The organism is Pseudomonas sp. MWU12-2020 (genome assembly GCF_023100605.1).
Taxonomy (GTDB): domain Bacteria; phylum Pseudomonadota; class Gammaproteobacteria; order Pseudomonadales; family Pseudomonadaceae; genus Aquipseudomonas; species Aquipseudomonas fluorescens_H.
In genome coordinates, this window is the sequence record NZ_JALMEX010000002.1 from 1 (window position 1) to 25,552 (window position 25,552).

Genomic DNA, 25,552 nt, shown 5'->3' on the forward strand with positions numbered 1-25,552 from the left:
GGGAGTGATGTGGATCAGCGGGCGGCTACGCGTTTTTTCAAATAGTTCATGATGACTTTTTCATCTTCCGGTTTATCCGGACGCGGCAGCTGTTGCGGCCAGGACTTCTGGCTCAGCAGTTTTTTCTGCTGGCTCTCGTCCCAGCGCAAAATCTCCCGCGAGGCACATTCCCACCATTCGTGCCGGCAAACGCTGTAGTACGGATCTTCCGGCGCAGCGCTGCCGTACAGCAGATCGCGACCGACCTTGCGCAACGCACCTTTTTGATTGCGCAGCTTCCATTTGATTTTCAATCGGCGCCAGGCCGACGGGAACGGTTTGACCCGTGGCACGTCGGTACACAGATCCACCAGGCGCTGGCTGAACTGCTCGCCGTGCTGGGAGAAGAAGTACGTCTGCATCGCGTGGAAGAAGCGTTTTTCCGCGAAGTAGTGGTAAACGTGTTTGCGCGCCTCTACCACCTGACGCTTGCGCATGGCGTACGACAGCGCGATCTGCTCGATGGTATGGATTTCGAAGCCGCCGAGTGTCCATTCATCGATCAGTCGGATCGACTCTTCGAAGAGCGCCGAATCCGCTTCGGTCACGCCGCACAAACCGCTGTTATAGAGCTTGAAACCGTTATCCGGCGTCACACCGTGCATGCGCAGATCGCGTCCGAGTTTCTGATAGTCGCTGCGCTGGTGCACATCTTTCCAGTTGTACTCGAAGCGATCCATCACCGAGCGGTTCGGCTCGATGAATTTGAACAGTTGGCTCGGGTGACGGGTGAACAGGGTGTCGGTGTCGACGAACAGGGTCTTTTCCGCCCACTGCATACCGGCGGCGATGGCGCAGGCCTTGCGTCGGTGGTGATAGCCATGAGTGCCTTGCCAGCGGGTCTGGGTCGCTTCGTCCAGCAACACCGTGTCGACCGGCCAGCCGGCGTAGTCCTCGGGGCGATCGGTGAGAATCCTGATGGCCGGGCGGTCGCCGTTTTTGGCTTGGGACAGCGCGGTCAGGATGCTGAACTTGGCTTCGCGCCGGTATACATCCTGATTGCCGTAAACCAGGTAAAGCAGTTGATGACGAACTTTCGTGAGGGGTGTTACCAGGGAATCAATACAACTCATCCGAAAACAAAATCCTTGTACAAAAAAAACGCGCTGCCGCTCAGGCAACGCTTAAAACGGTGCCGGGCATTCGAAGCGCAGACGCTCACCGGTTTGCGGGTGGGTGAAGCTCAGCATGCTCGCGTGCAGGCACAGGCGAGGCCACGCCGCCAGGGCCTGTTCGTGGGCATAGAGGCCGTCGCCCAGCAGCGGGTGACCGATGGACAGCATGTGTACGCGCAACTGGTGCGAGCGACCGGTAATCGGCGTCAGTTCCACGCGGCACCAATCGCCACAACGTTCCAGCACGCGCCAGAAGGTCAGTGCGTGTTTGCCGAATTCGTGGTCGACCACGTGCCGCGGTTTGGTCGGCGGGTCGTAGCGCAGCGGCAGGTCAATGCTGCCGCTGTCCAGTTCCGGCTGACCCCAGGCGAGGGCGGTGTAGGCCTTTTCGGTTTCACGATCGTGAAACTGCCGCGACAGTTCGCGATGGGTATCGGGGTCGCGGGCCAGCAGGATGATGCCGGAGGTTTCCCAGTCCAGGCGATGGACGATGCGCGCTTCCGGGTAGCCGTTTTCCTGCAGGCGAGTGATCAGGCAGTCCTTGTTGTCGTCGGCGCGACCGGGCACCGAGAGCAGCAACGTCGGTTTGTCGACCACCAGTACGGCGGCGTCCTGATGAATGATGCGGATGTTGGACAGCGGCATTAAAACAGCCTCGTAACAAATGCCAACGGCGGCTCAGGCTGCTGATAACCCTGTAGGAGCTGCCGAAGGCTGCGATCTTTTGACGTTGAAGATCAAAAGATCGCAGCCTTCGGCAGCTCCTACACGAGCATCAGCAGCCCGAGCCGCCGTAGCGACTGCCGGATCGACTCAGCGATCTGGCAGGGTGATGTTGAGTTCCAGAATCGAGCAACTGCCCTGGCTTTCCAGTGCAACATGTACGTCGTCGTTACCGATGTTGACGTACTTGCGGATCACGTCGACCAGTTCCTTCTGCAAGGCTGGCAAGTAATCCGGCGTGCTGCGCTGGCCGCGCTCATGCGCCACGATGATCTGTAGACGCTCTTTCGCTACCGAGGCGGTACTTGGCTTTTTGTTGGCACGAAAGAAGTCAAAAAGGTTCATTACCTACCTCCAAACAGGCGCTCGAAGAATCCCTTCTTCGTAACATCGAGGAAACGATGTTCTTTTTCTTTGCCCAGCAGACGATCAACGGCATCGCTGTACGCCTGACCGGCATCGCTCTGGTCGTCGAGAATCACCGGGACGCCCGAGTTGGAAGCTTTCAGGACCGCTTGCGACTCAGGGATGACGCCCAGCAGGGTCACGGCCAGAATTTCCTTCACGTCTTCGACGCCCAGCATCTCGCCATCGCTGACGCGCTGCGGATTGTAACGGGTCAGCAGGAGGTGTTCCTTGATCGGCTCTTCGCCGTTTTCGGCGCGACGCGATTTGCTGGCCAACAGGCCCAGCATGCGGTCGGAGTCACGTACCGAGGACACTTCCGGGTTGGTCACGATGATCGCTTCGTCGGCGAAGTACATGGCCAGGTGCGCACCTTTCTCGATGCCCGCCGGAGAGTCGCAGACCACGAAGTCGAAGTCTTCCTTGAGCGCCATCAGGACTTTTTCCACGCCTTCGACGGTCAGCGCGTCTTTGTCGCGGGTCTGGCTGGCGGCCAGCACGTAGAGGTTTTCCAGGCGCTTGTCTTTGATCAGGGCCTGCTGCAGGTTGGCTTCGCCGTTGACCACGTTGACGAAGTCGTACACCACGCGACGCTCGCAACCCATGATCAGGTCGAGGTTACGCAAGCCCACGTCGAAGTCGACGATCACTGTTTTGTGGCCGCGCAGAGCGAGGCCGGTACCGATAGCGGCGCTGGTGGTGGTCTTACCCACACCACCCTTGCCGGATGTAACCACGAGAATCTTGGCCAAGGTGTTTCACCCCTAAGGAAGAAGGACTTTTTAGCCCCTGAAAAACATCTCTTGAAAACTACTGCAGTCGGACAGCCTTGGCTGGAGTTCGGCGCAAGTCGCACTTGCCGGGGGCAAACGCTCCTTGATCCTTTTTCCTACTTCGTTTGAGCCGTTTTCGCTACGTTTTAGAGATGCTTGGAAAATGCGGCAGTATCCGTTAAAGCCGAATGATGTTCAACACGTCGGCCGACAGGCTGACCTGTACACCGGAGCCCCACAGTGGATCGCGGCGCAAATCTTCGGAAACCTTGTAATGCCCGGCGATGGATATCAGTTCAGCGCTCAATTGCTGACAGAAAATCCGCGCCTTGGTGTCGCCCTTGACACCGGCCAGCGCACGACCGCGCATCGGGCCGTATACATGGATGTTGCCATCGGCAAGAAGTTCCGCCCCCGGACTGACCGAGGAAACCACGACCAAATCGCCACCCTGGGCGTATATCTGTTGGCCACCACGTACTGGCGTGGTGATTACACGGGTCGGTTTGACGGTCGGCTCCGGCGGCTTTTCCGGCTTCTTTTTGACTTCCGGTTCCGGGGCTTCCAGCGGTCGTTCCCGGGCGCCGGACGGCGGCAGCACCGGGATGTCGATGGCGATGGCGGCGGCGATGTCTTCGATGCGACTGGCGCGGATCGCCAGGGTACGCAGGCCATGCTGGCGACACACGCGCATCAGACCGGGCAGATCGACCGCGCCTTCGCCCGGCGGCAGTTTGTCCAGCGCCAGGACCAGCGGGGCATTGCTGAAGAAGTTCGGGGCCTGGGCGACTTTGGCGGCCAGTTGCCGATCGAGGCTGTCGAGGTCGTTACGGGACAACTCCAGCACCGTAATGGCCAGCATGCTGCCCTTCAACTGGAACACAGGATCTTGATCTGGCGATTCGTTTTGGCTCATATCGGCATACAACGGCTTGTCACTAAAAGTGCCGAGACTTATAACGAGAACGCCCGCGAGCCGCAAGCCGGGTCGAACAATGTAGAATGCGCGGCCACTGAATTTACGGAAGCTTTAATGGATCGCCCGCGTTTTCGAAGAGCCTTTCTTTCTCCCCGCTTCTGGCCGCTCTGGTGCGGTCTGGGGCTGTTGTGGCTGGTCGTGCAGTTGCCGTATGCGGTTTTACTGACGATCGGTCGTATTCTGGGCGCATTGATGTATCGCGTAGCCGGCGACCGGCGGCGCATCGCCAAGCGCAATCTTGAACTGTGCTTCCCGGAAAAATCCGCCGCCGAGCGCAAACGCCTGCTCAAGGAAAACTTCGCCTCCACCGGTATCGCGTTTTTTGAAATGGCGATGAGTTGGTGGTGGTCGCGTGAGCGTCTGGCGAAGCTGGCCCACGTCGAAGGGCTGGAGCATCTGCAACAGGCCCAGCGTGAAGGCAAAGGCGTGATCCTCATGGCCGCGCACTTCACCACCCTGGAAATCGGTGCGGCGCTGCTCGGTCAGCAGCACACCATTGACGGCATGTATCGCGAGCACAAGAACCCGTTGTTCGACTTCGTCCAGCGTCGTGGCCGCGAGCGGCACAACCTAGATTCGCTGGCGGTGGAGCGTGACGATGTGCGCGGCATGCTCAAGCTGCTGCGTTCGGGCCGGGCGATCTGGTACGCACCGGATCAGGACTACGGCGCCAAACAAAGCATCTTCGTGCCGTTGTTCGGCATTCAGGCTGCAACGGTGACCGCCACCACCAAGTTCGCCCGGCTGGGCAAGGCGCTGGTGGTGCCGTTCACTCAGGAACGTCTGGCCGACGGCAGCGGTTACAAACTGGTGATCCATCCGCCGCTGGAGGACTTCCCGGGCGAAACCGAGGAGGCCGACTGCATCCGCATCAACCAGTGGGTGGAAAGTGCATTGCGCGCCTGCCCTGAGCAATACTTGTGGGCGCATCGCCGGTTCAAGAGCCGTCCACCGGGTGAGCCGAAGCTTTACCCGAAACGGCGCGGCTGATTCACTTACCCTTTCAAGCACCATGGAGCGTTGCGATGAGCCCAGCTGAACCGGTCACAGGTTTGATTCTTTCCGGCGGCGGGGCTCGGGCGGCGTATCAGGTGGGGGTGCTGGCGGCGATAGCTGAATTGCTGCCATTGGGTGCGGACAATCCGTTTCCGGTGATCGTCGGCACCTCGGCCGGGGCGATCAACGCGGTCAGCCTGGCCAGTGGCGCCACCGATTTTCGCGCGGCCATCGAACGCCTGACGCTGTTCTGGCAGGGCTTTCGCAGCCATCGGGTGCTGCGCAGCGACTGGCCGGGGGTGATCCGCCAGGCCAGCCGTTTCGTCAGTCACAGCCTGCTGGGTATGGGCCGCCACCTGCCGGTGGCGCTGCTCAACAGCTCGCCCTTACGCGATTTACTCAACGAAAAACTGCACATGTCCGGCATTGCCGAATCCATTGCCTGCGAGCAGTTGCATGCGGTGGCGGTAACGGCGTTCGGTTATGAGTCGGGGCAAGCCGTCACGTTCTATCAGGGCGGCGGCAAGATCGATGCATGGTTGCGGCATCGCCGTATCGGTGTGCCGACGCAGTTGTCGGTGGACCACTTGCTGGCCAGTTCAGCAATCCCGCTGTTGTTCGCCCCGGTGAAAATCGGCGAGGAATATTTCGGTGACGGCGCAGTCCGCCAATCGGCGCCGATCAGTCCGGCGCTGCACCTGGGCGCGAGCCGGGTGCTGGTGGTGGGTGTCAGCGGCAACCCGCGCGGTTTCGATCCTCAGCAACCGCTGGAGCGCTCCTACACCGGTCAGCAGCCCACTCTGGCGCAGATCGGCGGGCACCTGCTCAACAGCACGTTCATCGACAGCCTGGAGAGCGACATCGAGTTGCTGCAGCGTCTGAACCAGTTCAGTCACCTGATGCCCGAGGGCGTACCGACTCGTGAGTTGGGCGTGGCGCCGGTGGAGGTGCTGGTGATTGCGCCGAGTCAGCCGATCGATGAAATCGCGGCGCGGCATCGCCAGGAGTTGCCGGCGGCGTTGCGCCTGTTCTTGCGTGGGCCGGGAGCGACCAAGACCAGTGGGGCAGGGGTGCTGAGCTATCTGCTGTTCGAGGCGGGGTATTGCAGCGAGCTGATCGACCTGGGACGGCGCGATGCGTTGGCCAAGCGTGAGGAGTTGTGCCGGTTTCTGGGGATCAGCGAAGCGGTGGTGCCGGCCTGAGATTTGCGGTGCGGCCATTCGCGAGCAAGCCCGCTCCCACATGGGTTCTGTGTCGGTCACAAAACCAGTGTGGGAGCGGGCTTGCTCGCGAAGGCGTCCTTGCAGACGCCACTGATACCAGGATCAGAAGTGGAACTTCACCAGGAAGCTGGTCACGTTCTGATTGGTGGTAAAGCCACGGGAGTCTTCGATCCCGTACTTGTCTTTCCAGTAGTCGTACTCAACACCGACGTACAGCTGCTTCTCGCCAAAATGCAGGGCCTTGCCCAGGTCGTATTTGACCTGCGGGTTGAAGTGCAGGTTGGCGTGATACTCGCCCTTGTTGTTGACGTCGTTGTCGACCACCCAGTCCATGTAGCCGTCGATCAGCACGTTCGAGCTGCCGACCGGAATGGTGTAGGACCAGACCGGAGTGATCTGCCAGACGTTGTCACCCGGACGCGAGCTGTCGGTGTGGCGCTGGTAGAAGTTCAACTGGAAATAGTCGAAACCCGGGATCGCCAGATCGAAGCCAGGACCGATCAGGTACGACTCGACGTCGCCTTCACCGAACTCGTAAGTCATCGCCAGCAACACGTCCTTGATCGGGCCGAATTCGATCTTCTGGTCCAGCACCTTGCCCAGCGAGATGCGTGGCTGGAACTCACCATAAGTGGTGTTCGGGCCGACGTTGGCGTCGTCCTTGCCGTTGTAGAAGATCTTGTCGACGAACAGGAAGTTATCCCCGTATTTCCAGGCGTCGGCGTGTTCGAAGGTGACGGTCTGCTGGATCGCCGGGTTGACCTTGAAGTCTTTGCCGTAGAGGTAGGTCAGGCTGTTGTTCTGCCATTGCAGCAGGCCATCGGCCATGGCCTGCCCCCCGGCCAACATCGATCCCGCGAGCATCAGGCTGGTGCACATACGTTTCATTCGGTTGCTCCCAAAGTAGGTGTTCCACGTTTATTTTTTTAAGATCGGCGCTCTGGTGTGGCGCCTTTTTTCGTTGCTGCAAAAGTCATCCGATCGGTCAGCTTCGCTGGTGATAGCAAGAGCTGGGCCAAGGCTTTCGAAAAGCAAAAAAACGCCCGTTCGGCTGCTGAAAAACAGTCGATTGAGCGTGTTTTCGGGATGCCTCGGTACTGACCGGGGCCGGGATAAGTTGGCTCTTCGGTCAGGAATTAAATTCGGGCTTTTTTTTAGACCGAATTCAAGAGGCCGCGGAGAATACTGACTCCTCGGCCAGCTCTCAAGTGCCCCGCAACAGAGCACCGACGACAGGTATGGGGCACGGTTGCGGGCCATCTCAGAAGTGCACCTTCACCAGCAGGCTGGCGGTGTTCTGATGGGTGTCGAGGTTGTGACTGCTTTCGACCCCGTATTTGTTCTTCCAGTAGCTGTATTCGGTGCCGACGTACAGCTGCTTGTGGCTCCAGCCCAGGGCTTTGCCCAGGTCGTATTTGATCTGCGGATTGATGTGCAGGTTGGCGTGGTAGGTGCCGCGCGAGTTCTGGTCGTTGTCGACGACCCAGTCCAGATAGCCGTCGATCAGCAGATCGGAATTGCCTACGGGAACGCTGTACGACCAGCCCGGGGTGATCTGCCACACACCGTCTCCAGGGCGCGGGCCTTCGGTGTGGCGGCGGAAGATGTTCAGGGTCACGTAGTTGAAGCCGGGCACCTTGAGGTCGAAGCCGGGGCCGATCAGGTAGGCCTCGCTGTCGCCTTCGCCGTACTCGTAAGTCATCGCCAGCAGCACGTCCTTGATCGGGCCGAACTCGAGTTTCTGGTCGAAGATCTTGCCGAACGAGAAGCGCGGAGTGAATTCGCCGTAGTAGGTGTGCGGGCCTTTGTTGCGGTCTTCCTGGCCGTTGTAGAAGATCTTGTCGACGAACAGGAAGTTGTCGCCGTACTTCCACTTGTCGGCGTGCTCGAACGTCACCGTCTGCTGGATCGACGGGTTGATCGCGAAGTTCTTGCCGTACAGGTAGCTCAGGCTATTGGTCTGCCACAGCAGTAAATCGCCGGCCATGGCCTGACTCGCGGCCAGCAGGCCGCCACTCAACAGAACGTTGGTTTGCGTGCGAATCATCTGTTGCTCCCTCTTGTTTTTATTTTTAAGGCGCAGAGCTGTTTGCTTGTCCCTGTGGGAGCGGGCTTGCTCGCGAAAGCGGTGTGTCATTCAACAGGGTTGGTGACTGACACGACCTCTTCGCGAGCAAGCTCGCTCCCACAGGGGTAATCGGTAATGCTGTTAATGCGCATGGCAGTCGTTGATCGCTGCGCGTTCGGCGCCGCCGAGGATATTGAACAGCAGGTTCAGGGTCAGTGCGCTGAGCGTGGCCATGGCGATGCCGCTGTGGGTGATCGGGCTCATCCACATCGGCAAGTGCGCGAAGAACTCCGGACGCACCACCGGGATCAGGCCCATGCCGATGCTCACCGCCACCAGCAACTGGTTGCGACGGTCACCGATGTCGGCTTCCTGAAGGATCTTGATCCCGGTAGCCGCCACCATGCCGAACATCGCAATCGCTGCACCGCCAAGCACCGCCGGTGGAATCGACGCCACCAGGAACGCCGCTTTCGGCAGCAGGCTCAGCACGATCAGCAGACCACCGGCGACGATGGTCACCGAGCGGCAGCGCACGCCGGTCATCTGCACCAGGCCGATGTTCTGCGCGAACGAGGAGTGGGTGAAGGTGTTGAAGAACCCGGCAAAGAACGATGCAGCCGCGTCACACATCAAGCCGCGACGCAGCATGCGCGGGCAGACTTCCTGGCCGGTGATTTTGCCCAGCGCCAGGAACATCCCGGTGGACTCGACGAAGATGATCACCACCACCAGGCACATCGACAGGATCGGCGCGAGTTCGAATTTCGGCATGCCGAAGTGCAGCGGGGTGACGAACTGAACCCATGGCGCGCTGGCCATGCCGCTCAGGTCGACCATGCCGAGCGCGCCGCAAAGTACGTAGCCGAAACACATGCCGATCAGCACGGAAATATTGACCCAGAACCCGCGCATGAAGCGGTGGATCAACAGAATGGTCGCCAGCACCAGGGCGGCGATGGCCAGGTAAATCGGCGAGCCGAATTGCGCAGCCGCGGCGCCGCCACCGGCCCAGTTCACAGCCACGGGAAATAACGATAAACCGATCGAGGTGATGACTGTGCCGGTCACCAGCGGCGGGAAGAAACGCACGACCTTGGACATGAACGGCGCGATGAGCATGCCGAAGAACCCGGCGGCGATGGTTGCACCGAAGATCCCTTGCAGACCAATACCGGGCATACCGGCCATGGCGACCATGCTACCGACAGCGGCGAAACTGGCGCCCATCATCACCGGCATGCGGATGCCCATCGGGCCGATACCCAGCGACTGGACGATGGTGGCGATACCGGCGACCAGCAGGTCGGCGTTGATCAGGAAGGCGATTTCTTCACGACTCAGGCCAGCGGCCTGTCCGATGATCAACGGCACCGCGATGGCACCGCCGTACATCAGCAGAACATGTTGCAAACCGACCAGGATCAGTTGCAAAAGGGGCAAACGCTGAATGGCGGGTGCGTCGGGGATGCGCGCTTTGGACAGCTCGGACATGCAACACCTCGGATCTTTTTTATTCTTGTGATTGAACAGCTGCCGGGTGGCTCACAGCTGTCCTTTTGCATCATTCATATGCTTGGCTGGAGGCATTTTGTGGCGAGGGGATTTATCCCCGATGGGCTACGAAGTAGCCCCAAAACCTGCAACCGCGTACATCAGGCAGATTGCGATTGCCAGGTTTGCGACGGCTGCGCCGCCGATCGGGGATAAATCCCCTCACCACAGGTAGATCCTCAAGCACAGGTAAATCCCTTCACCCCAAAAGCCTGCTTTTACACAGGCTTTTGTCTGGCTCAGTTGGTCTGGGCTCCCTGCGCGATCCATGCACCGATCAGGTCACGTTCCTGCTGGGTCATCTGCGTGATGTTGCCCAGTGGCATGATCTGCGTGGTGATGGCTTGCGCCTGGATCCGCGCCGCGTTCTGGCGGATCTGCTCGGGGGTGTCGAACATCACACCGGCAGGTGCCGCGCTGAACAACGGGCTGGTCGGTTTGGCCGAATGGCAGACCGCGCAGCGTTCCTGGATCACGTTGTGCACCTTGTCGAACGCAGGGCCTGCGTTGGACGCTTGCGCCGGTGCCGCAGCAGGGGCTGCTGCTGGCGCTGCAGGTGCCGCCGCTTCAGCCGGTTTCGCGCCACCGCCCAGTGCCGTTTCCGGCAGTGGCTGGTACTCGATTTTCGCTGGCGCCTTGGCCACGTCCGGTGCGGTCGGCATCGGCACAGGGCCGGTGACGTACGCCAGGGTGATCATGCCCACCGCTGCCACCGGCAGAGTCCAGGCAAACTTGTGGCTGTCGTGACGGGTGTTGAAGTAGTGACGCACCAACACCGCCAACACCGCAATCCCGGCCAGAATCAACCAGTTGTACTGGCTGCCGTAGGTGCTCGGGAAGTGGTTGCTGATCATGATGAACAGCACCGGCAGGGTGAAGTAGTTGTTGTGACGCGAACGCAGCAAGCCCTTGGCTGGCAGCGCCGGGTCCGGCGTGCGGTTCTCGGCGATCGCTGCGACCAGTGCACGTTGCGCCGGCATGATGATGCGGAACACGTTGCCGACCATGATGGTGCCGATGATCGCGCCGACGTGCAGGTACGCACCACGACCGCTGAACACTTTGCTGAAGCCATATGCCGCGCCGATGATCAGCACGAACAGGATGAAGCCCAACAGAGCAGGTTTTTTGCCCAGTGGCGAATCGCAGAGGAAGTCGTAGACGAACCAGCCGGCGATCAGCGAACCGATGCCGATGGCCACGCCTTCAGGGCCGGTCAGGCCGCTGCCGGGTGCCACGAGGTAGAGCACGGGGTTGGAGTAGAACACCACGCACAGCAGCGCGATCCCCGACATCCAGGTGAAGTAGGCTTCCCATTTGAACCAGTGCAGGTTCTCCGGCATCGACGGTGGGGCCAGTTTGTATTTTTCCAGGTGATAGATACCGCCGCCGTGGATTGCCCACAGATCACCGGCAAGACCGGTTTTCGGGTTGACGCGGTTGAGGTTGTTCTCCAGCCAGACGAAGTAGAACGACGCGCCGATCCAGGCCACGCCAGTGATCATGTGAACCCAGCGCACGCTCAGGTTCAGCCATTCCAACAGATGTGCTTCCACAGTCTTTACCTCTCGCCTGTCACCCTTGTTGTCGGGTGATCAGACCTTCTCTTATTGGTGGGGGGCGAGGATCAAACGCTCATCCTCTTTGAAAAAATGCTCATCGCAGTTATTGCCTGTGCCACTGCGATCAACCACCAGGAAGTCATCCCGCTTTTCGATCGTCAGCACCGGGTGGTGCCAGACGCCGCGATGGTAATTGATGCCCTGCCTGCCGTTGGTGACGAAGGCGCGGACCAAGCCTGATACAGGTTCATCGCCAAGTGGCGCGACCACGATCAGAAAGGGGTTGCCGAGCAGCGGAATGAAAGCCTGGCTGCCCAGCGGATGGCGTTCCAGCATGCTCACGGTCAGCGGCATGTCCTGCGCGTCGGCGCGGAAGATGCTGATGATCGCGTTGTCCTCAGGCGTAGCGGTTTCGACCGTCGCCAGTTTGTGGAAGCGCATGGTCGAACCGTTGTTGATCATGAAGTGGTTGCTGCCGTCGGTTTCGATCACGTCACCGAAGGGGGCGAAGGCTTCTTTGGTCAGCGGTTCAATCGTTAGTGTGCGCATGCTGTTCTTCTTATCCGAATTCTGTGTTGTTTGATCTGACGCTTTCGCGAGCAAGCTCGCTCCCACAGGAATTGCGATCAATGTGGGAGCGAGCCTGCTCGCGAATGGTTTCACTGCTTACTTCGCGACCTTGCCCAAAACGCGCAGGCGGCTCACACCACCGTCCGGGAACACGTTCAGACGGATGTGGGTGATCGGGCCCAGTGCCTTGATCTGCTCGACGAAGGTGTGTTCGGCGTGCATTTCAAGTTTCTGGCTCGGCAGCAGTTCACGCCAGAACAGCGACTGGGTTTCGATCTGGCTGTCGGTGCCGCCCTTGACGAACGCGCCCTGGATCGAGCAGGTGTCCGGGTAGTTGCCCTTGAAGTGCAGGGTGTCGACGATGATTTTTTCGATCTCGCCCGGATGGCCCAGCGCGACGATCACCCAGTCATTACCCGGGGTACGACGACGTGCGGTTTCCCAGCCGTCGCCCATGTTGATGCCCCGGCCCGGGTTGAGGATGTTGCTCATGCGGCCGAAGTGTTCGTCGGAGCAGGCGAGGGCGCGGCCACCGTTGAGGGCTGCTGCCAGGTCAACCTGTTCGTTGTCACCAACAGCGGACCAGTCGCGGAACGGAATGCCGTACACGCGCAGACGGGCGACACCGCCGTCCGGGTAGATGTTGAAGCGCAGGTGGCTGAACGCTTGGTCGTTGCTGATTTCGTGGTAGTGGTGGCTGTTGCCTTGCAGTTCGACGGCCGACAGCACTTCAGTCCACTGGGTGTTTTCGTCCGGCTCGCCCGAGGCCAGGAAGCATGCTTCCAGCGAGGCCGATGGCGGGAAGTTGCCGGTGAAGAATGAGGTGTCGATGTCCACGCCTTTGATCGAGCCCGGTACGCCCAGACGGATCACCGCGCTGTCGTAGCCTTCAAAGCGCTTGCGACGCGATTCCCAGCCGTCCATCCACTTGCCGTTGTCGTCGAACACACCCTCCTTCCACACGGCCGGGGTCGGCTGAAACAGACGATTGGCGTCTGCGAACCAGTCATCGGTGACCGAGATGATTTTGGTGCCCAGACGGGCATCGGCCAGGTTGACGAACTTCTCGAAAGGTACGGCGTAAGCTTTCATTCTTCTTGTCTGCCTTTAATAAGTTGGCTGGGGATGCTTGCGAGGCCCTGGGCATTCTCCGCGTCTGACATGCTCGGGCCAGGCTTGCTAAAGAGTCAGTAAACGGAACAGGGCGATCTTGTTGATCTCCGCCAGCGCGCATTTGAATTCGGTGTCGACCGAGTTGTGAATGCGCGTTTCGAACGCCGCGAGGATCTGATGCCGGTTGCTGCCTTTTACCGCCATGATGAAGGGAAACTTGAACTTGGCTTTGTAGGCGTCGTTAAGCTCGGTGAAGCGCTGGAACTCTTCGGCCGTGCATTGGTGAATACCGGCGCCAGCCTGTTCATTGGTGCTGGCTTCGGTCAATTGGCCCTGGACGGCGGCTTTGCCGGCCAGGTCCGGGTGAGCGTTGATCAGTGCCAGTTGACTGGTGTGATCGGCGCTCAACAGGATGTCGCTCATGCGCTGGTGCAGGGTTTCGATCTCGTCGATCGAAGCATCCGCGCCCAGGTCGTAGGCCTTCTCGGCCACCCATGGCGAATGTTCGTAGATGTCGGCGAAGGCTTTGACGAAGGCGTCGCGGCTCAGGGTCGACGGTTGCAGGGTTTGAAAGCGGCTCATTTGGCGGCCCCTTGGTACGGGTGGGTTGCGTGCCAGTGGCGTGCGATGTCGACGCGACGGCTGAACCACACCTGTTCATGACTTTTAGCGTATTCGATGAAGCGCTTGAGCGAGGCCAGACGCGCCGGACGGCCGATCAGGCGGCAGTGCAGACCGATCGAAAGCATCTTCGGCGCTTCGGCGCCCTCGGCGTAGAGCACGTCGAATGCGTCTTTGAGGTATTCGAAGAAGTCGTCGCCCTTGTTGAAACCCTGAACTTGCGTGAAGCGCATGTCGTTGGTGTCGAGGGTGTACGGGATCACCAGGTGCGGCTTGCCGGTCGGGTTGTTCGGTTCCCAGTAGGGCAGGTCGTCGTCGTAGGTGTCACAGTCGTAGAGGAAACCACCTTCTTCCATCACCAGGCGACGGGTGTTCGGGCCGGTGCGGCCGGTGTACCAGCCCAGTGGGCGCTCGCCGGTGAGTTCGGTGAGGATGCGGATCGCTTCGAGCATGTGCTCGCGCTCCTGCGCCTCGTCCATGTACTGGTAGTCGATCCAGCGGTAGCCGTGGCTGCAGATCTCGTGACCGGCTTCGACCATCGCGCGGATCACGTCCGGGTGGCGCTGGGCGGCCATGGCCACGGCGAAGATGGTCAGTGGAATGTCGAATTCCTTGAACAGTTTCAGAATCCGCCAGACGCCGGCGCGGCTGCCATACTCGTAAAGCGATTCCATGCTCATGTTGCGCGCGCCTTGCAGCGGCTGGGCAGCGACCATTTCCGAGAGGAAGGCTTCAGATTCTTTGTCGCCGTGCAGGATGTTGCGTTCGCCGCCTTCTTCGTAATTGAGCACGAACGACAGGGCGATGCGGGCATTGCCCGGCCAGTGTGGGTGAGGAGGGTTACTGCCGTAACCGATCAGGTCGCGTGGGTAGTCAGCGCTCACTGCAGTCTTCCTTCTTGTTCGTTGACAGGTTTGTGTAACGGCATGCACAGGCTGGCGTCACAGCGATGGGCTGATTGTATACAACTTTATTCTCAATTTGTAAGCCTGAATTTTCGCATTTTTCACCGACTGTCATCTTTTGCTGCTAATGGCGTAAACCTGCAAGAAACCTGCCTGATCAGTCAGCTAATGGCTGTGAGGTTCAATAGCCAGGCGCTTTAGGCGCAGATCCGCGGTAAACGCCCGAATGGCGGGGGTGATGCGAAAAATGTCGTTTTTATTGTGTACAATTTTTTTGAAAAGTGTCTTAATCAGTAGCTCGCCGCAACTTTTCGTGCTCCGAATCGGTGCGGTCTCCTTCTTACCTAACTTCGGGAGGCGCGAAGTCTGACTGCTCTTTGCGGCCAGGCGCGCAGAATTAATGGGACGTTTGACAACACACGTTTTGGACGCTGCACACGGTTGCCCGGGCAGCTCGATCAAGGTCGAGCTGTACCGCGTTGAAGGTTCACACCTGGAATTGGTCGCCAGTGCGATAACCAACAGCGATGGCCGGGTCGATGCGCCGCTGCTGCAAGGCGATGACTACCGCACCGGGGTCTATCAGGTGCAGTTCCACGCCGGCGATTACTACCGCGCCCGTGGCGTACAGCTGCCGGAGCCGGCGTTTCTGGATGTGGTGGTGCTGCGTTTCGGCATCTCCGCCGAGCAGGATCACTACCACGTGCCACTGCTGATTTCGCCTTACAGCTATTCCACCTATCGGGGCAGCTGACCCCCAAGCAGCTGCCCCCACCGGGAAGCGACTGCGCATATAGCTTCTTTGGTCTTTCGCCCGCTCACACTGCGGGCTTTTTTTCGCCTGGAGGAAAGTGTCGCCTGTTCTGACGCCTTCGCGAGCAAGCCCGCTCCCACAAGGGAATGCATTCCAAATGTGGGAGCGGGCTTGCTCGCGAAGCTTTTGCTGTCAGCGGCTCAACAGCGACGCTGCACCGGCACCACTGAACAACCCGGCACTCACCCGATTGAACCAGCTCTGTCCCTTGCCGCTACGCAGATACCGCGCCGCGCCATGCGCGCCCAGCCCGTAAGCCAGTTTGCAGCACAGATCCAGCACCACCCACGTCGCAATCATGATCAGCAACTGCGGCAGGAACGGCTGTTGTGCGCTGAGGAACTGCGGCAGAAACGCGGCGAAGAACAGAATGTCTTTCGGATTGCTCGCGCCCAGGACAAAGGCGCGCCCGAACAGTGTGCGAAAGCGTGGGACTGGTGCGGCTTGTGGCACTTCGGCACCGACCGCTGGCTGACGCGATTGCTGCCAGCTCTGCCAGGCGAGATAGAACAGGTACAGCGCGCCGACGATTTTCAGGGCGCTGAACAGTTGTTCCGACGCCAGCAGCAGGGCGCCGAGCCCCAGCGCCGAGGCACTGAGCAGGCAGATCGAGGCGATCACGCCGCCGAGAAATGCCGGGTAAGAGCGGCGCAAGCCGTAGTTCAGACTGTTGCTGATCATCAACAACGACAGCGGCCCCGGAATCAGGATCACCACCAATGCAGCGCCGCTGAACAGCAGCCAGGTTTCCAGACTCATCACTTTCCTCCTATTTTTGTTGTACTCAAGAATGTGCAAAAGCCCCACCCGCGAGGGTGAGGCTGTTTTGATGCTTGAACCGCGTGTCGCTTACAAGAAGATGAACTTGGCGATGAAGATCGCGCAGAGCACCCACAGGCTGACGGAAATTTCCTTGTACTTGCCGGTGCCGGCCTTCAGCGCCACGTAGGTGATGAAGCCCAGCGCAATGCCATCGGCGACCGAGAAGGTCAGCGGCATCATGATCGCGGTGACAATCGCCGGGATGGCGTCAGTGGCCTCGTCCCATTCGATGTGCGCCATGCCGCCCATCATCAGCATCGCGACATAAATCAGCGCACCGGCTGTGGCGTAAGCCGGAATCATGCCGGCCAGTGGCGCGAAAAACATCGCGGCTATAAATAGCACACCCACGGTGACTGCGGTAAGACCAGTCCGACCACCAGCCGCTACACCTGCGGCACTTTCCACATAGCTGGTGACGGGCGGAACGCCGACCACCGCGCCGAAGACGCTGGAGGCGCTGTCGGCTTTCATCGCTCGGGAAAGGTTTTCGATACGCCCGTCTGCGTTGACCAGATTCGCGCGCTGGGCGACGCCCATCAGGGTGCCGGCGGTGTCGAACATGTGCACGAAGAGGAAGGCCAGGACCACGCTGATCATGCTGACGTTGAACACACCGGCGATGTTCATGGCCATGAACGTAGGCGCCAGGCTCGGCGGGGTCGACATGATGCCCGAGTAGTGCACGATGCCCAGGCCCCAACCGGCGAGGGTCACGGTGATGATGCTGATGAGGATTGCGCCGAACACCTTGTGGTAGCTGAGGATCGCGATCATCAGGAAGCAGATCGCGGCGAGCAGCGGGCCGGGCTCGCGCAGGGAGCCGAGTTTGATCAGCGTCGCCGGGCTGTCAACGACGATGCCGGCGGTTTTCAGGCCGATCAGCCCGAGGAACAGACCGACACCGGCGCCCATCGCAAAGCGCAGGCTGACCGGGATGCTGTTGAGCAGCCATTCGCGAATCCGCGAAAAGGTCAGGATCATGAACAGCACGCCGGAGACGAACACCGCACCGAGCGCGGTTTCCCAGTTGTAGCCCATGGTGCCGACCACGGTGTAAGTGAAGAATGCGTTGAGGCCCATGCCCGGCGCCAGGCCCACCGGCCAGTTGGCGTACAGACCCATCAGCAGGCAGCCGAGCGCGGCGGCGATGCAGGTGGCGACGAAGGCTGCACCGTGATCGATCCCGGCATCGGCCATGATGTTCGGGTTGACGAAGATGATGTAGGCCATGGTGATGAAGGTTGTCAGACCGGCAATCAGCTCGGTCTTCACCGTGGTGCCATGCAAGCTGAGTTTGAAGATGCGCTCCAGCACGCCTGTGCGTAAGGGCGGCGAGAGTTCCAGCGTCGATGCTTCGGATTTGCGGCTTTCCACAGCGAGTACTCCTCAAGAGTTTTATTGTTATTTCCAGGGCCGGACCCATGAGGGGTGGCAGCAGCCCTTTGAGGCATACGCGAATTTGTTGACCATGCGGTCAGGAACTCGCACGCAGTGGATTATGCTTTTGTGTACAAATAAAGCAAATATTGTTTTTGGTTTTGTTTACGAAAGGTCAGGCGATAGGGATATATCGCTCTTGGGGGCCCCTTCGCGAGCAAGCTCGCTCCCACATTTGAAATGCGTTCCACTGTGGGAGGGGGCTTGCTCCCGAAGAGGCCAGCCCAGTCAATCGAGAGGTGACTGAGTGTTCCCAAGCGCCATATTCACCGCCAGCCAGCCATTCACCGCCGCCTCCCCAGCCTCGGCAAATACCCGCTCAAGCAACTTCACCTGCTCACGGCGCAACGCCTGCTCGAACTTCGCACCTTCCACGGTCAATTCCAGCAGACGCTTACGCTTGTCCGCCGCCGACGCCACGCTGTCCACCAGGTGCATTTCCTGCAGTTGGCGCAACGGCATGTTCAGCGCCTGTTTGCTTACGCCGAGCAATCCCAGCAACTCCTTCACACTCAAATTCGGATAACGCGCGATGAAAAATACAATCCGCTGATGCACCCGGGACAGACCGCGGCGCTCGAGCATTTCATCCGCTTTGGCGGTGAACGCCTGATAGCCGAAGAAAAACGCTTCCATCGCCTGTTGCTGGCTGGCGGGGCTTTTAAGGTCAAGCATGTTGACGTACTCGCTCAAGCTGTCGTAGTTTCGGTCAAGCAGTTTGACTCAAATCTCTCCAGCCTCGCTACCGGTGACTCCCATGGCTTTTTCCGAACGTGTCTCGCGCCTTAAAAGTTCTCTGATCCGTGAAATCCTCGCTGCCGCCCAGCGCCCGGAGGTGATGTCGTTCGCCGGTGGCCTGCCCGCCGAAGCCATGCTGCCGAATGTCGAATGGTCCGAGATGCCGCTGGCGCTGGGTCAGTACGGCATGAGCGAGGGCGAGCCGGCGCTGCGTGAAGCGCTGGCGGCGGAGGCGAGGGCGCTGGGCCTGGCGTGCGAGGCGAGTCAGGTGCTGGTGGTCAGCGGTTCCCAGCAGACCCTCGATCTGGCGGCCAAGTTATACATCGACAAGGGCACCGAAATTCTTCTGGAGGCGCCGACCTACCTGGCCGCGCTACAGATCTTCCAGCTGTTTGGCGCCGATTGCCTGACCGTGCCGCAAGAATCCGATGGCCCGAATCTCGCTCAACTGCGCAGTCGACTTGAGCAACATCGCCCGGCGTTCATCTACCTGATCCCGACGTTCCAGAACCCCTCCGCCGTGCGCTACAGCGAAGCCAAGCGCGCCGCCGTCGCCGCGTTGCTGGATGAATTCGGCGTGACCCTGATCGAAGACGAGCCGTACCGCGAACTGACTTTTGACGGCGGCAGCGCCAAACCGATTGCCGGGCGCCTGCAGAAAGCCAGCTGGATCTACACCGGCACCGTATCGAAAACCCTGCTGCCGGGCCTGCGCGTCGGCTACCTGATCGCCAGCCCTGACCTGTTCCCGCATTTGCTCAAGCTCAAGCAATCGGCGGATCTGCACACCAATCGCATTGGCCAGTGGCAGGCGCTGCAATGGATCGGCAGTGAAAAATATCAGCAGCACCTGAGCGAGTTGCGCGGCTTTTACCGGCAGCGGCGCGATGCGTTCCAGTCTGCGCTGGAAACGCATTTCTCTGATCTGGCGCACTGGAACATGCCGCAGGGCGGGCTGTTTTTCTGGCTGACGTTGAAGCAGCCGCTGGATACGCGAAGCTTGCTCAACGAGGCGCTGGCCAATGACGTGGCGTTCATGCCCGGTGAGCCGTTCTTTGCGGATCCGGACAACCATCACGGGCATCTGCGCCTGAACTTCAGCCACATCGATCCGGCGCGTCTCAATGAAGGGCTCAAGCGACTGGCGGCGGTGGTGCGCCAAGCCCAGGCAGCGTTAGCGGCGTAAGAGCGATCACTCTTTCTGCGCGGCGATGCTCGCCAACTCTTCGTTCGACCAGCCGCCACCCAGCGCCTTGATCAAGCCGACATTGGCGCTGAGCTGACGGGTCTGCAAATCCAGCACACTGCTCTGCGCCTGCAGGGCGGTGGTCTGCGCCGACACCACATCCAGATAACCCACCGCCCCTTGACGATACTGGTCCAGTGCAAGGTTCTCCGACTGCTGCGCCGCGTCCGCCGCGTCGCGCTGATCCTTCAGTGCCGAGCCCAGGCCGGACACCAGCGACAGGTTGTCTTCGACTTGGGCGAACGCCGCCAGTACCACGCTGCGATAGTGCGCGCCGGCTTCGTCGGTGGCGGCCCGTGCTGCATCCAGTTCAGCCTGATGTGCGCCGCCATCGAAAATAGTGCCCAACAGCGAAGGGCCGATGACCCAGAAAAGATTGGGTGCGGAAAGCAGTTTGGCGTACTCGGCACTTTGAAAACCGGCCTGCGCGCTCAGGGTCAGGCTGGGATAGAACGCGGCCTTGGCCACGCCGATTTTCGCGTTGGCTTCAGCGGTGCGGCGCTCGGCGGCGGCGATGTCCGGGCGGCGCTGCAACAAGGTTGACGGCAACCCGACCGGCACTACCGGCAGGGTCACCGGAGGAGTGCTCTCGGCGATGCTGAAGTCCGAGGCCGATGCGCCGACCAACGCGGCGATCGCATGTTCCAGCAAGGCCCGTTGCGCCTGGTTTTGCGTCAGCTGCGATTTGGTCGATGATAATTGCGTGCGGGCACGGGCCACGTCCAGTCCGGAGACGATGCCGCCGTCATGCAGGCCCTGCGTCAGGTTCAGGGCTTTCTCGAACGCCGCACCGGTTTCCTTCAGCAGGCGGGTTTGCTGATCCAGTCCGCGCAGGCGGATGTAGGTGTCGGCCAGTTGCGTCTGCAGGCTCAGGCGCGCCGAGGCCAGGTCAGCCTTCTGCGCCTGCGCTTCGTCCTTGCCGGCGGTGACCGTGTCGCGCACCCGGCCCCACAAATCCACCTCGTAATCGATCTCGGCCCCGAGCGTCACCGAGTTGTACTCATCCGGGCCGCCATTGCGCAGCGGCTTGTTGTCCGACTGGCGAATGCGCTGCGGCTGGGCATTGCCGGTGATGCTCGGAAACAGCCCGGCCTCGACCTGTTTGACGAACGCCTGCGCCTGGGCGTAATGCGCCAGCGCGGCGCTCAGGTCGGGGTTGTTGTGCAGCAATTGCTGTTGCAGCGCGTCGAGCTGCGGGTCGTTGTACATCCGCCACCAGCCATCGCGGTTCAACTGGTCGGAAGGCTGCGCCGTGGTCCACGGTGCGACCGTGTGAAACGGCGCGGCAACCGGCGTCGGTGGCACGTGGTAGGTGGGTGCCAGCGAACAGGCATTGAGCCCGAGCGCCGCGCCCAAAACCCACGCGGCGGTGCACAACGCCGAGCGCTCAGCCATTGTTTTTGTCTCCCTTGTCGGGCTGCACGATCTGCACGCTGTCATCGTCGGCGAGGCCGTCCGGCGGGGTATCGATCACTCGGTCACTGGCCAGCAGGCCGGAGCCGATCTCCACTGAATCTCCCAACTCGCGGGCAATGGTGATGGTCTTGAAGCGCACCTTGTCATTTGCATCCAGCGTCGCCACGCGCAAGCCGTGTTCGTCGTAGCGCAACGCACTGGCCGGCAGCCGCAAGGCGTTGACCTGCACCGGCAACTTGAACTCGACATTGGTGAAGCCGCCCGGGATCAGGCGTCCGCCGGGGTTATCCACCAGCAACTGAACCAGTGTCGTGCCGGAGGTGGCATTCACCGAGTCGGCGGTGGCGATGACCTTGGCCGGAAACTGCTCCTTCTGATATTCCGGCACGGTCAGATTGGCGCTGGTCCCCGCACGGACCAGTGGCGAAAAATTCTGTGGTACCTGCACATAAACCCGCAAGCGGCTGACATCGGACACCACAAACAGCTCGGGACCGTTGCTGCCGCTGCCAGCGTTGATCAGCGCGCCGACATCGGTTTCGCGCGCGGTCACCACGCCATCGAACGGCGCTACCAGACGCTGAAAGCCTTTGGTTGCCACCAATCGGTCGACGTTGGCTTTTGCCGCCAGTACCTGCGCCTGCTTGGCGCTGAGGTCGCCGTTGCGTTGATCAACGTCCTGGCGCGACACCGAATCGGAGGCCAGCATCGCCTGCCAGCGCTTCGCCGTGGTCGCCGCCAGCGACTCGTTGGCCTGGGCGGTGGCGAGGTCGGCGCGGGCTTGCAGCAGTTGTTGATCAAGCTCCGGGGCATCGATTTCGGCGAGCAATTGACCGGCCTTGACCGGCGCACCGATGTCGAATTTCCATGACTTCAAATACCCGCTGACGCGGGCGAAAATCGAGGCGCGGGAATACGCCTCCAGCCGTCCCGGCAGATTCAGCACCGGACCTTGCGGGGCGATGCTTGGCGAGATCAGCACCACGTTGGCCACGGCCTGTTTGTCGGTCCAGTCCTTGAGCGTGCGCGATTCGCTGACGCGCCAGATGATGCACGCGATGACGATCAACACCAGCACCAGCCCGGTCAATGCGATGCGCCACAGTCTGTGCTTGCGCCGCTGGGGCGCAGGGGTGTCCGGGGCAATGTGCTCGTCAGTCATGTCAGGCGCCCTCCGGGGCAGGAGGCAGTGGCGCGTCAGCGGCCGGGGCCGGCTCGCGGGCGTCTCGGGCGTGGACAATGCTGAAAATGATCGGCACCAGGAACAACGTCGCCACCGTGGCAAAGGACAGCCCGCCGATCACCGCCCGACCCAGTGGCGCGTTTTGCTCGCCACCTTCTCCCAGGCTCAGGGCCATCGGGGTCATGCCAATGATCATCGCCAGCGCGGTCATCAGCACCGGGCGAAAACGGGTGAACCCGGCCTCCAGTGCCGAACTGACCGAGTCACCATGGGCATCGAGGCGCTCGCGGCAGAAACTGACCACCAGAATCGCGTTGGCGGTTGCCACCCCGATGCACATGATCGCCCCGGTCAGCGCCGGCACCGACAATGGCGTGTGGGTGAGAAACAGCATCCAGACAATCCCCGCCAGTGCCGCCGGCAACGCCATGAGAATCACGAATGGATCGAGCCACGACTGGAAGTTGACCACGATCACCAGATAGATCAGCACCACCGCGCCGAGCAAGCCGTAGAGCATGCCGTTGAACGCACTGTTCATGGTTTGCACCTGGCCTTGCAGGGCGACTTTCGAACCCTTCGGAACATCTTTGGCGTGGGCATTAATGATGTCCTGAATATCCGCCGCCACGGCGCCAAGGTCGCGGTCCTGAGTCGACGCGAAAATCTCCACCACCGGTTGCAATTCCGACTGGCTGAACACTGAATGGCTGTTGGTGCGCTCAAGCGTCGCCAGACCGCCGAGAATCTGCTGGTCATTGCCGGCGCCGGTCGGACTCAGTGGCAGGTTGTTCAGCGCTGACAGCGAGTCGAGGTTGTATTGCGGCGTCTGCATCACGATCGGATAAGAAATGCCGTTGGCGGTGTTGAGCCAGTACGTCGGCGCCACCTGACTCGAGCCCGCGAGGTTGACCACCAGACTGTTGGTCACATCGCGTTCGGTGATGCCCACCAGTTGCGCGCGGGTACGGTCGACGTTGACCTGAAAGGTTGGCAGTTGCTCGGATTGTTGCAGGCGCGCATCGGCCACTCCCGGGACTCGCCGGATCTCACGCAACAAGGTATTGGCGTAGGCGAAATTGGCGACTTGATTGCCGCCCTGGATCTGCAGGTCGATGGGCGCCGACGCACCGAAATTCAGGATCTGCCCGACGATATCCGCCGGTGGAAAGGAAAACACCAGACTGGGAAATTGCCTGGGCAGTTGCTCGCGAATCTGCCGCATATAGTCGGCGCTGGGACGGTGACCGTCATTGAGCTTGATGTGGATGTCGCTGTCCTGCGAACCCACGGTGCCGGTGTTGTTGTAGGTGATGTTGATGCCGCTGATAGACAGGCCGATGTTGTCGACCACCGAGCCGAGATCGGCGGGCGGGATGATGCGGCGGATCGCGTTCTCGACGTCGTAAATCAGCTCGGCGGTCTTCTCTACGCGGGTGCCGACCGGCGCGCGTACATGCAGCAGGATCTGTCCCGCATCGACCGCCGGAAAAAAGTTGCGCCCCAGAAACGGCACGAGGGTAAACGACAAAAGCACGAAGCCGAAAAAGCACACAACGAAAATTCCCCGGTGGTGCAGGGTGGTTTCCAGCATCGCGTGGTAGCGATCGCGAACGGCCTCGAAGCGCTTCTCGAAACCGCGTTGAAAACGCACCAGCGGATTGCGCGAACGCTGATTGTGCGCTGCTTGTTCCTCCTTGGTGTGCGGCTTGAGCAGGTAGTTGGCCATGGTCGGCACCAGCGTCCGCGACAGCAGGAACGAAGCGATCATGGCGAACACCACCGCTTCGGCCATCGGCACGAACAGATAGCGGGCGATGCCTTCAAGGAAGAACATCGGCACGAACACGATGCAGATGCACAGCAGCGAAACGAAGGCCGGGGTGACGATTTGCGCGGCACCGTCGAGGATCGCGGTCTTCACCTCTTTACCCTGTTCCAGGTGCCAGTTGATGTTTTCGATGGTGACGGTCGCTTCATCCACCAGAATCCCCACTGCCAGGGCGAGGCCACCGAGGGTCATGATATTGAGGGTTTCGCCGAGGGCGGCAAGGGTCGCGATCGAGGCCAGAATCGACAGCGGAATCGACACGGCAATGATCACCGTCGAGCGCCAGCTGCCAAGGAACAGCAGAATCATCAGGCTGGTCAGGGCTGCCGCGATGATCCCTTCCTTGGCCACGCTGCTGATCGCCGCGCGGACGAACACCGACTGATCCTCGATGAACTCGATTTTCAGGTTGTCAGGCAGCGCAGCCTTGGAGTCGGCGAGTTTGTTGCGGATACCGTCGATCACGCCAAGGGTCGAGGCGGACCCGGTCTTGAGAATGGTCAGCAGCACCGAGCGGCTGCCGTTGACGTGAACGATGTTGGTTTGAGGGGGATTGCCGTCACGCACGGTCGCCACATCGCGAATCAGCACTGTGGTGCCGTTGGCGGTCTTGATCGGTAAATCCTGCAGGTCCTTGAAGTCCGTCGGCGCGTTGTTCAGCAGCAGCGGGTACTCATAGTCGCCGATTTTTTCGGTGCCCACCGGGGTGATCAGGTTCTGCGTGGCCAGTGCGTTGGCGACATCCTGCCCCGAGAGCCCGCGGGCCTGCATGGCGGCCGAGTCGAGGTCGATCTGGATCTGCCGGCTCTTGCCGCCGAACGGATAGGGGATGGCCGCTCCGGCGACAGTGGTCAGCATCAATCGCACGGTGTTCAGGCCGATATCGCCCAGTTGTTGTTCGCTCAGATTCTTGCCGGACAACGCCAGTTGAATGATCGGCACCGTCGAGGCGCTGTAGTTGAGGATCAGTGGCGGGGTGGTCGCCGGCGGCAACTGGCGCAGGATCGCTTGCGACACCGAAGTCACTTGCGCGTTGGCGTTGGTGATATTGACGTTGGGCTGGAAGAAAATCTTCACGATCCCGAAGCCGTTAAGCGACTGCGCCTCGATGTGGCGGATGTCGTTGACCGTGGTGGTCAATACGCGCTGGAACGGTGAGGTGATCCGTCCGGCCATTTGGTCGGGCGATAAACCGGTGAACTGCCAGATCACCGCGATCACCGGAATGCGGATCTCGGGAAAGATGTCGGTGGGCGTACGCAGCGCCGCCAGCGGACCGGCGATCAGGATCAGAATCGCCAGCACCACAAAGGTATACGGTTTTCCCAGCGCGATACGTACCAGTGCATGCATTGCGATTGTCCGGGCAACGGAGCGGACAGCGATACGAGCGAGGAACGGGCCGTGAGCGCTTGA

At 60.6% G+C, this 25,552-nt stretch carries 23 protein-coding genes and 1 pseudogene; 4 read left to right on the plus strand and 20 right to left on the minus strand.

The annotated features are described in order from the left end of the window. Positions 1 to 14: 14 nt before the first annotated feature. The 5 genes from M0814_RS04295 to minC all read right to left on the minus strand — a co-directional run bounded on the left by M0814_RS04295 (position 15) and on the right by minC (position 3,971). Complete coding sequence (locus tag M0814_RS04295) at positions 15 to 1,112, minus strand: hypothetical protein (protein WP_103486645.1); 1,098 nt, start codon at positions 1,110 to 1,112, stop codon at positions 15 to 17. Positions 1,113 to 1,163: 51 nt separating this feature from the next. Next, entirely contained in the window at positions 1,164 to 1,799 is a 636-nt protein-coding gene (locus M0814_RS04300; RefSeq protein ID WP_003223144.1) for an RluA family pseudouridine synthase, read from the minus strand. 168 nt (positions 1,800 to 1,967) lie between these two features. After that, a complete protein-coding gene (gene minE / locus M0814_RS04305) occupies positions 1,968 to 2,222 on the minus strand; it encodes a cell division topological specificity factor MinE (RefSeq protein WP_003223146.1) in 255 nt (84 codons plus the stop codon). After that, positions 2,222 to 3,034, minus strand: coding sequence for a septum site-determining protein MinD (gene minD, locus M0814_RS04310; protein WP_003223148.1), 813 nt, complete (start codon positions 3,032 to 3,034; stop codon positions 2,222 to 2,224). Before minD ends, minE begins: the two co-directional genes overlap by 1 nt. Positions 3,035 to 3,233: 199 nt before the next feature. Continuing rightward, entirely contained in the window at positions 3,234 to 3,971 is a 738-nt protein-coding gene (minC, locus tag M0814_RS04315) for a septum site-determining protein MinC (protein WP_045122352.1), read from the minus strand. Between the two features lie 117 nt (positions 3,972 to 4,088). Here minC and M0814_RS04320 point away from each other — a divergent pair, with 117 nt between their 5' ends. Together M0814_RS04320 and M0814_RS04325 are read left to right on the plus strand one after the other, a co-directional pair. Then, positions 4,089 to 5,024: a lipid A biosynthesis lauroyl acyltransferase gene (locus M0814_RS04320; protein ID WP_103485989.1), complete on the plus strand. Its 936-nt coding sequence runs from the start codon at positions 4,089 to 4,091 to the stop codon at positions 5,022 to 5,024. Between the two features lie 35 nt (positions 5,025 to 5,059). Next, positions 5,060 to 6,232, plus strand: a complete 1,173-nt coding sequence (locus M0814_RS04325; protein ID WP_103485990.1) for a patatin-like phospholipase family protein — start codon at positions 5,060 to 5,062, stop codon at positions 6,230 to 6,232. A gap of 123 nt (positions 6,233 to 6,355) precedes the next feature. Here M0814_RS04325 and M0814_RS04330 read toward each other — a convergent pair whose 3' ends face one another. The 9 genes and pseudogenes from M0814_RS04330 to puuE form a co-directional block, all read right to left on the minus strand. Then, positions 6,356 to 7,141 carry an outer membrane protein OmpK gene (locus M0814_RS04330; RefSeq protein ID WP_003223156.1) on the minus strand — a complete coding sequence of 262 codons (786 nt, stop codon included), beginning with the start codon at positions 7,139 to 7,141 and terminating at the stop codon, positions 6,356 to 6,358. A 373-nt stretch (positions 7,142 to 7,514) separates the two neighbouring features. After that, on the minus strand, positions 7,515 to 8,300 hold the full coding sequence (locus tag M0814_RS04335; RefSeq protein ID WP_103485991.1) for an outer membrane protein OmpK: 786 nt from the start codon (positions 8,298 to 8,300) through the stop codon (positions 7,515 to 7,517). A 52-nt stretch (positions 8,301 to 8,352) separates the two neighbouring features. Beyond that, positions 8,353 to 8,478 (minus strand): annotated as a pseudogene (locus tag M0814_RS29135) (metal ABC transporter ATP-binding protein); the annotation flags it as partial. Next, positions 8,463 to 9,815, minus strand: a complete 1,353-nt coding sequence (locus tag M0814_RS04340) for a nucleobase:cation symporter-2 family protein (protein WP_003223161.1) — start codon at positions 9,813 to 9,815, stop codon at positions 8,463 to 8,465. The gene M0814_RS04340 and the pseudogene M0814_RS29135, both read right to left, overlap by 16 nt. A 299-nt stretch (positions 9,816 to 10,114) precedes the next feature. After that, positions 10,115 to 11,431 (minus strand): urate hydroxylase PuuD, encoded by a 1,317-nt coding sequence (locus tag M0814_RS04345; RefSeq protein ID WP_103485992.1) that lies wholly within the window; start codon positions 11,429 to 11,431, stop codon positions 10,115 to 10,117. A 51-nt stretch (positions 11,432 to 11,482) separates the two neighbouring features. After that, positions 11,483 to 11,986: an ureidoglycolate lyase gene (locus M0814_RS04350; RefSeq protein WP_103485993.1), complete on the minus strand. Its 504-nt coding sequence runs from the start codon at positions 11,984 to 11,986 to the stop codon at positions 11,483 to 11,485. Between the two features lie 117 nt (positions 11,987 to 12,103). Next, positions 12,104 to 13,099: an allantoicase gene (gene alc / locus M0814_RS04355; protein WP_003223166.1), complete on the minus strand. Its 996-nt coding sequence runs from the start codon at positions 13,097 to 13,099 to the stop codon at positions 12,104 to 12,106. A gap of 87 nt (positions 13,100 to 13,186) precedes the next feature. After that, on the minus strand, positions 13,187 to 13,702 hold the full coding sequence (gene uraD / locus M0814_RS04360) for a 2-oxo-4-hydroxy-4-carboxy-5-ureidoimidazoline decarboxylase (protein ID WP_003223167.1): 516 nt from the start codon (positions 13,700 to 13,702) through the stop codon (positions 13,187 to 13,189). Beyond that, positions 13,699 to 14,625, minus strand: coding sequence for an allantoinase PuuE (gene puuE / locus M0814_RS04365; protein WP_003223169.1), 927 nt, complete (start codon positions 14,623 to 14,625; stop codon positions 13,699 to 13,701). Before puuE ends, uraD begins: the two co-directional genes overlap by 4 nt. Positions 14,626 to 15,046: 421 nt before the next feature. Here puuE and uraH point away from each other — a divergent pair, with 421 nt between their 5' ends. Then, entirely contained in the window at positions 15,047 to 15,400 is a 354-nt protein-coding gene (uraH, locus tag M0814_RS04370) for a hydroxyisourate hydrolase (protein WP_003223171.1), read from the plus strand. 192 nt (positions 15,401 to 15,592) lie between these two features. On the opposite strand, the gene M0814_RS04375 is transcribed toward uraH, so the two are convergent. The 3 genes from M0814_RS04375 to M0814_RS04385 form a co-directional block, all read right to left on the minus strand. Continuing rightward, a complete protein-coding gene (locus M0814_RS04375) occupies positions 15,593 to 16,219 on the minus strand; it encodes a LysE family translocator (protein WP_003223174.1) in 627 nt (208 codons plus the stop codon). A 90-nt stretch (positions 16,220 to 16,309) separates the two neighbouring features. After that, a complete protein-coding gene (locus M0814_RS04380; protein ID WP_003223176.1) occupies positions 16,310 to 17,659 on the minus strand; it encodes an NCS2 family permease in 1,350 nt (449 codons plus the stop codon). Positions 17,660 to 17,950: 291 nt separating this feature from the next. After that, the gene (locus M0814_RS04385) at positions 17,951 to 18,397 is read right to left on the minus strand and encodes a MarR family transcriptional regulator (protein WP_045122353.1); all 447 of its coding nucleotides are present in this window, start codon (positions 18,395 to 18,397) and stop codon (positions 17,951 to 17,953) included. Between the two features lie 82 nt (positions 18,398 to 18,479). Here M0814_RS04385 and M0814_RS04390 point away from each other — a divergent pair, with 82 nt between their 5' ends. Beyond that, positions 18,480 to 19,646, plus strand: a complete 1,167-nt coding sequence (locus M0814_RS04390) for a PLP-dependent aminotransferase family protein (RefSeq protein WP_103485995.1) — start codon at positions 18,480 to 18,482, stop codon at positions 19,644 to 19,646. A 6-nt stretch (positions 19,647 to 19,652) separates the two neighbouring features. Here M0814_RS04390 and M0814_RS04395 read toward each other — a convergent pair whose 3' ends face one another. The 3 genes from M0814_RS04395 to M0814_RS04405 are packed head-to-tail and all read right to left on the minus strand — an operon-like array spanning position 19,653 to position 25,489. Beyond that, a complete protein-coding gene (locus tag M0814_RS04395; protein WP_103485996.1) occupies positions 19,653 to 21,101 on the minus strand; it encodes an efflux transporter outer membrane subunit in 1,449 nt (482 codons plus the stop codon). Next, on the minus strand, positions 21,094 to 22,284 hold the full coding sequence (locus M0814_RS04400; RefSeq protein ID WP_103485997.1) for an efflux RND transporter periplasmic adaptor subunit: 1,191 nt from the start codon (positions 22,282 to 22,284) through the stop codon (positions 21,094 to 21,096). The genes M0814_RS04395 and M0814_RS04400 overlap by 8 nt, the downstream gene beginning before the upstream one ends. A 1-nt stretch (position 22,285) precedes the next feature. Continuing rightward, complete coding sequence (locus tag M0814_RS04405; RefSeq protein ID WP_103485998.1) at positions 22,286 to 25,489, minus strand: efflux RND transporter permease subunit; 3,204 nt, start codon at positions 25,487 to 25,489, stop codon at positions 22,286 to 22,288. Positions 25,490 to 25,552 lie beyond the last annotated feature (63 nt).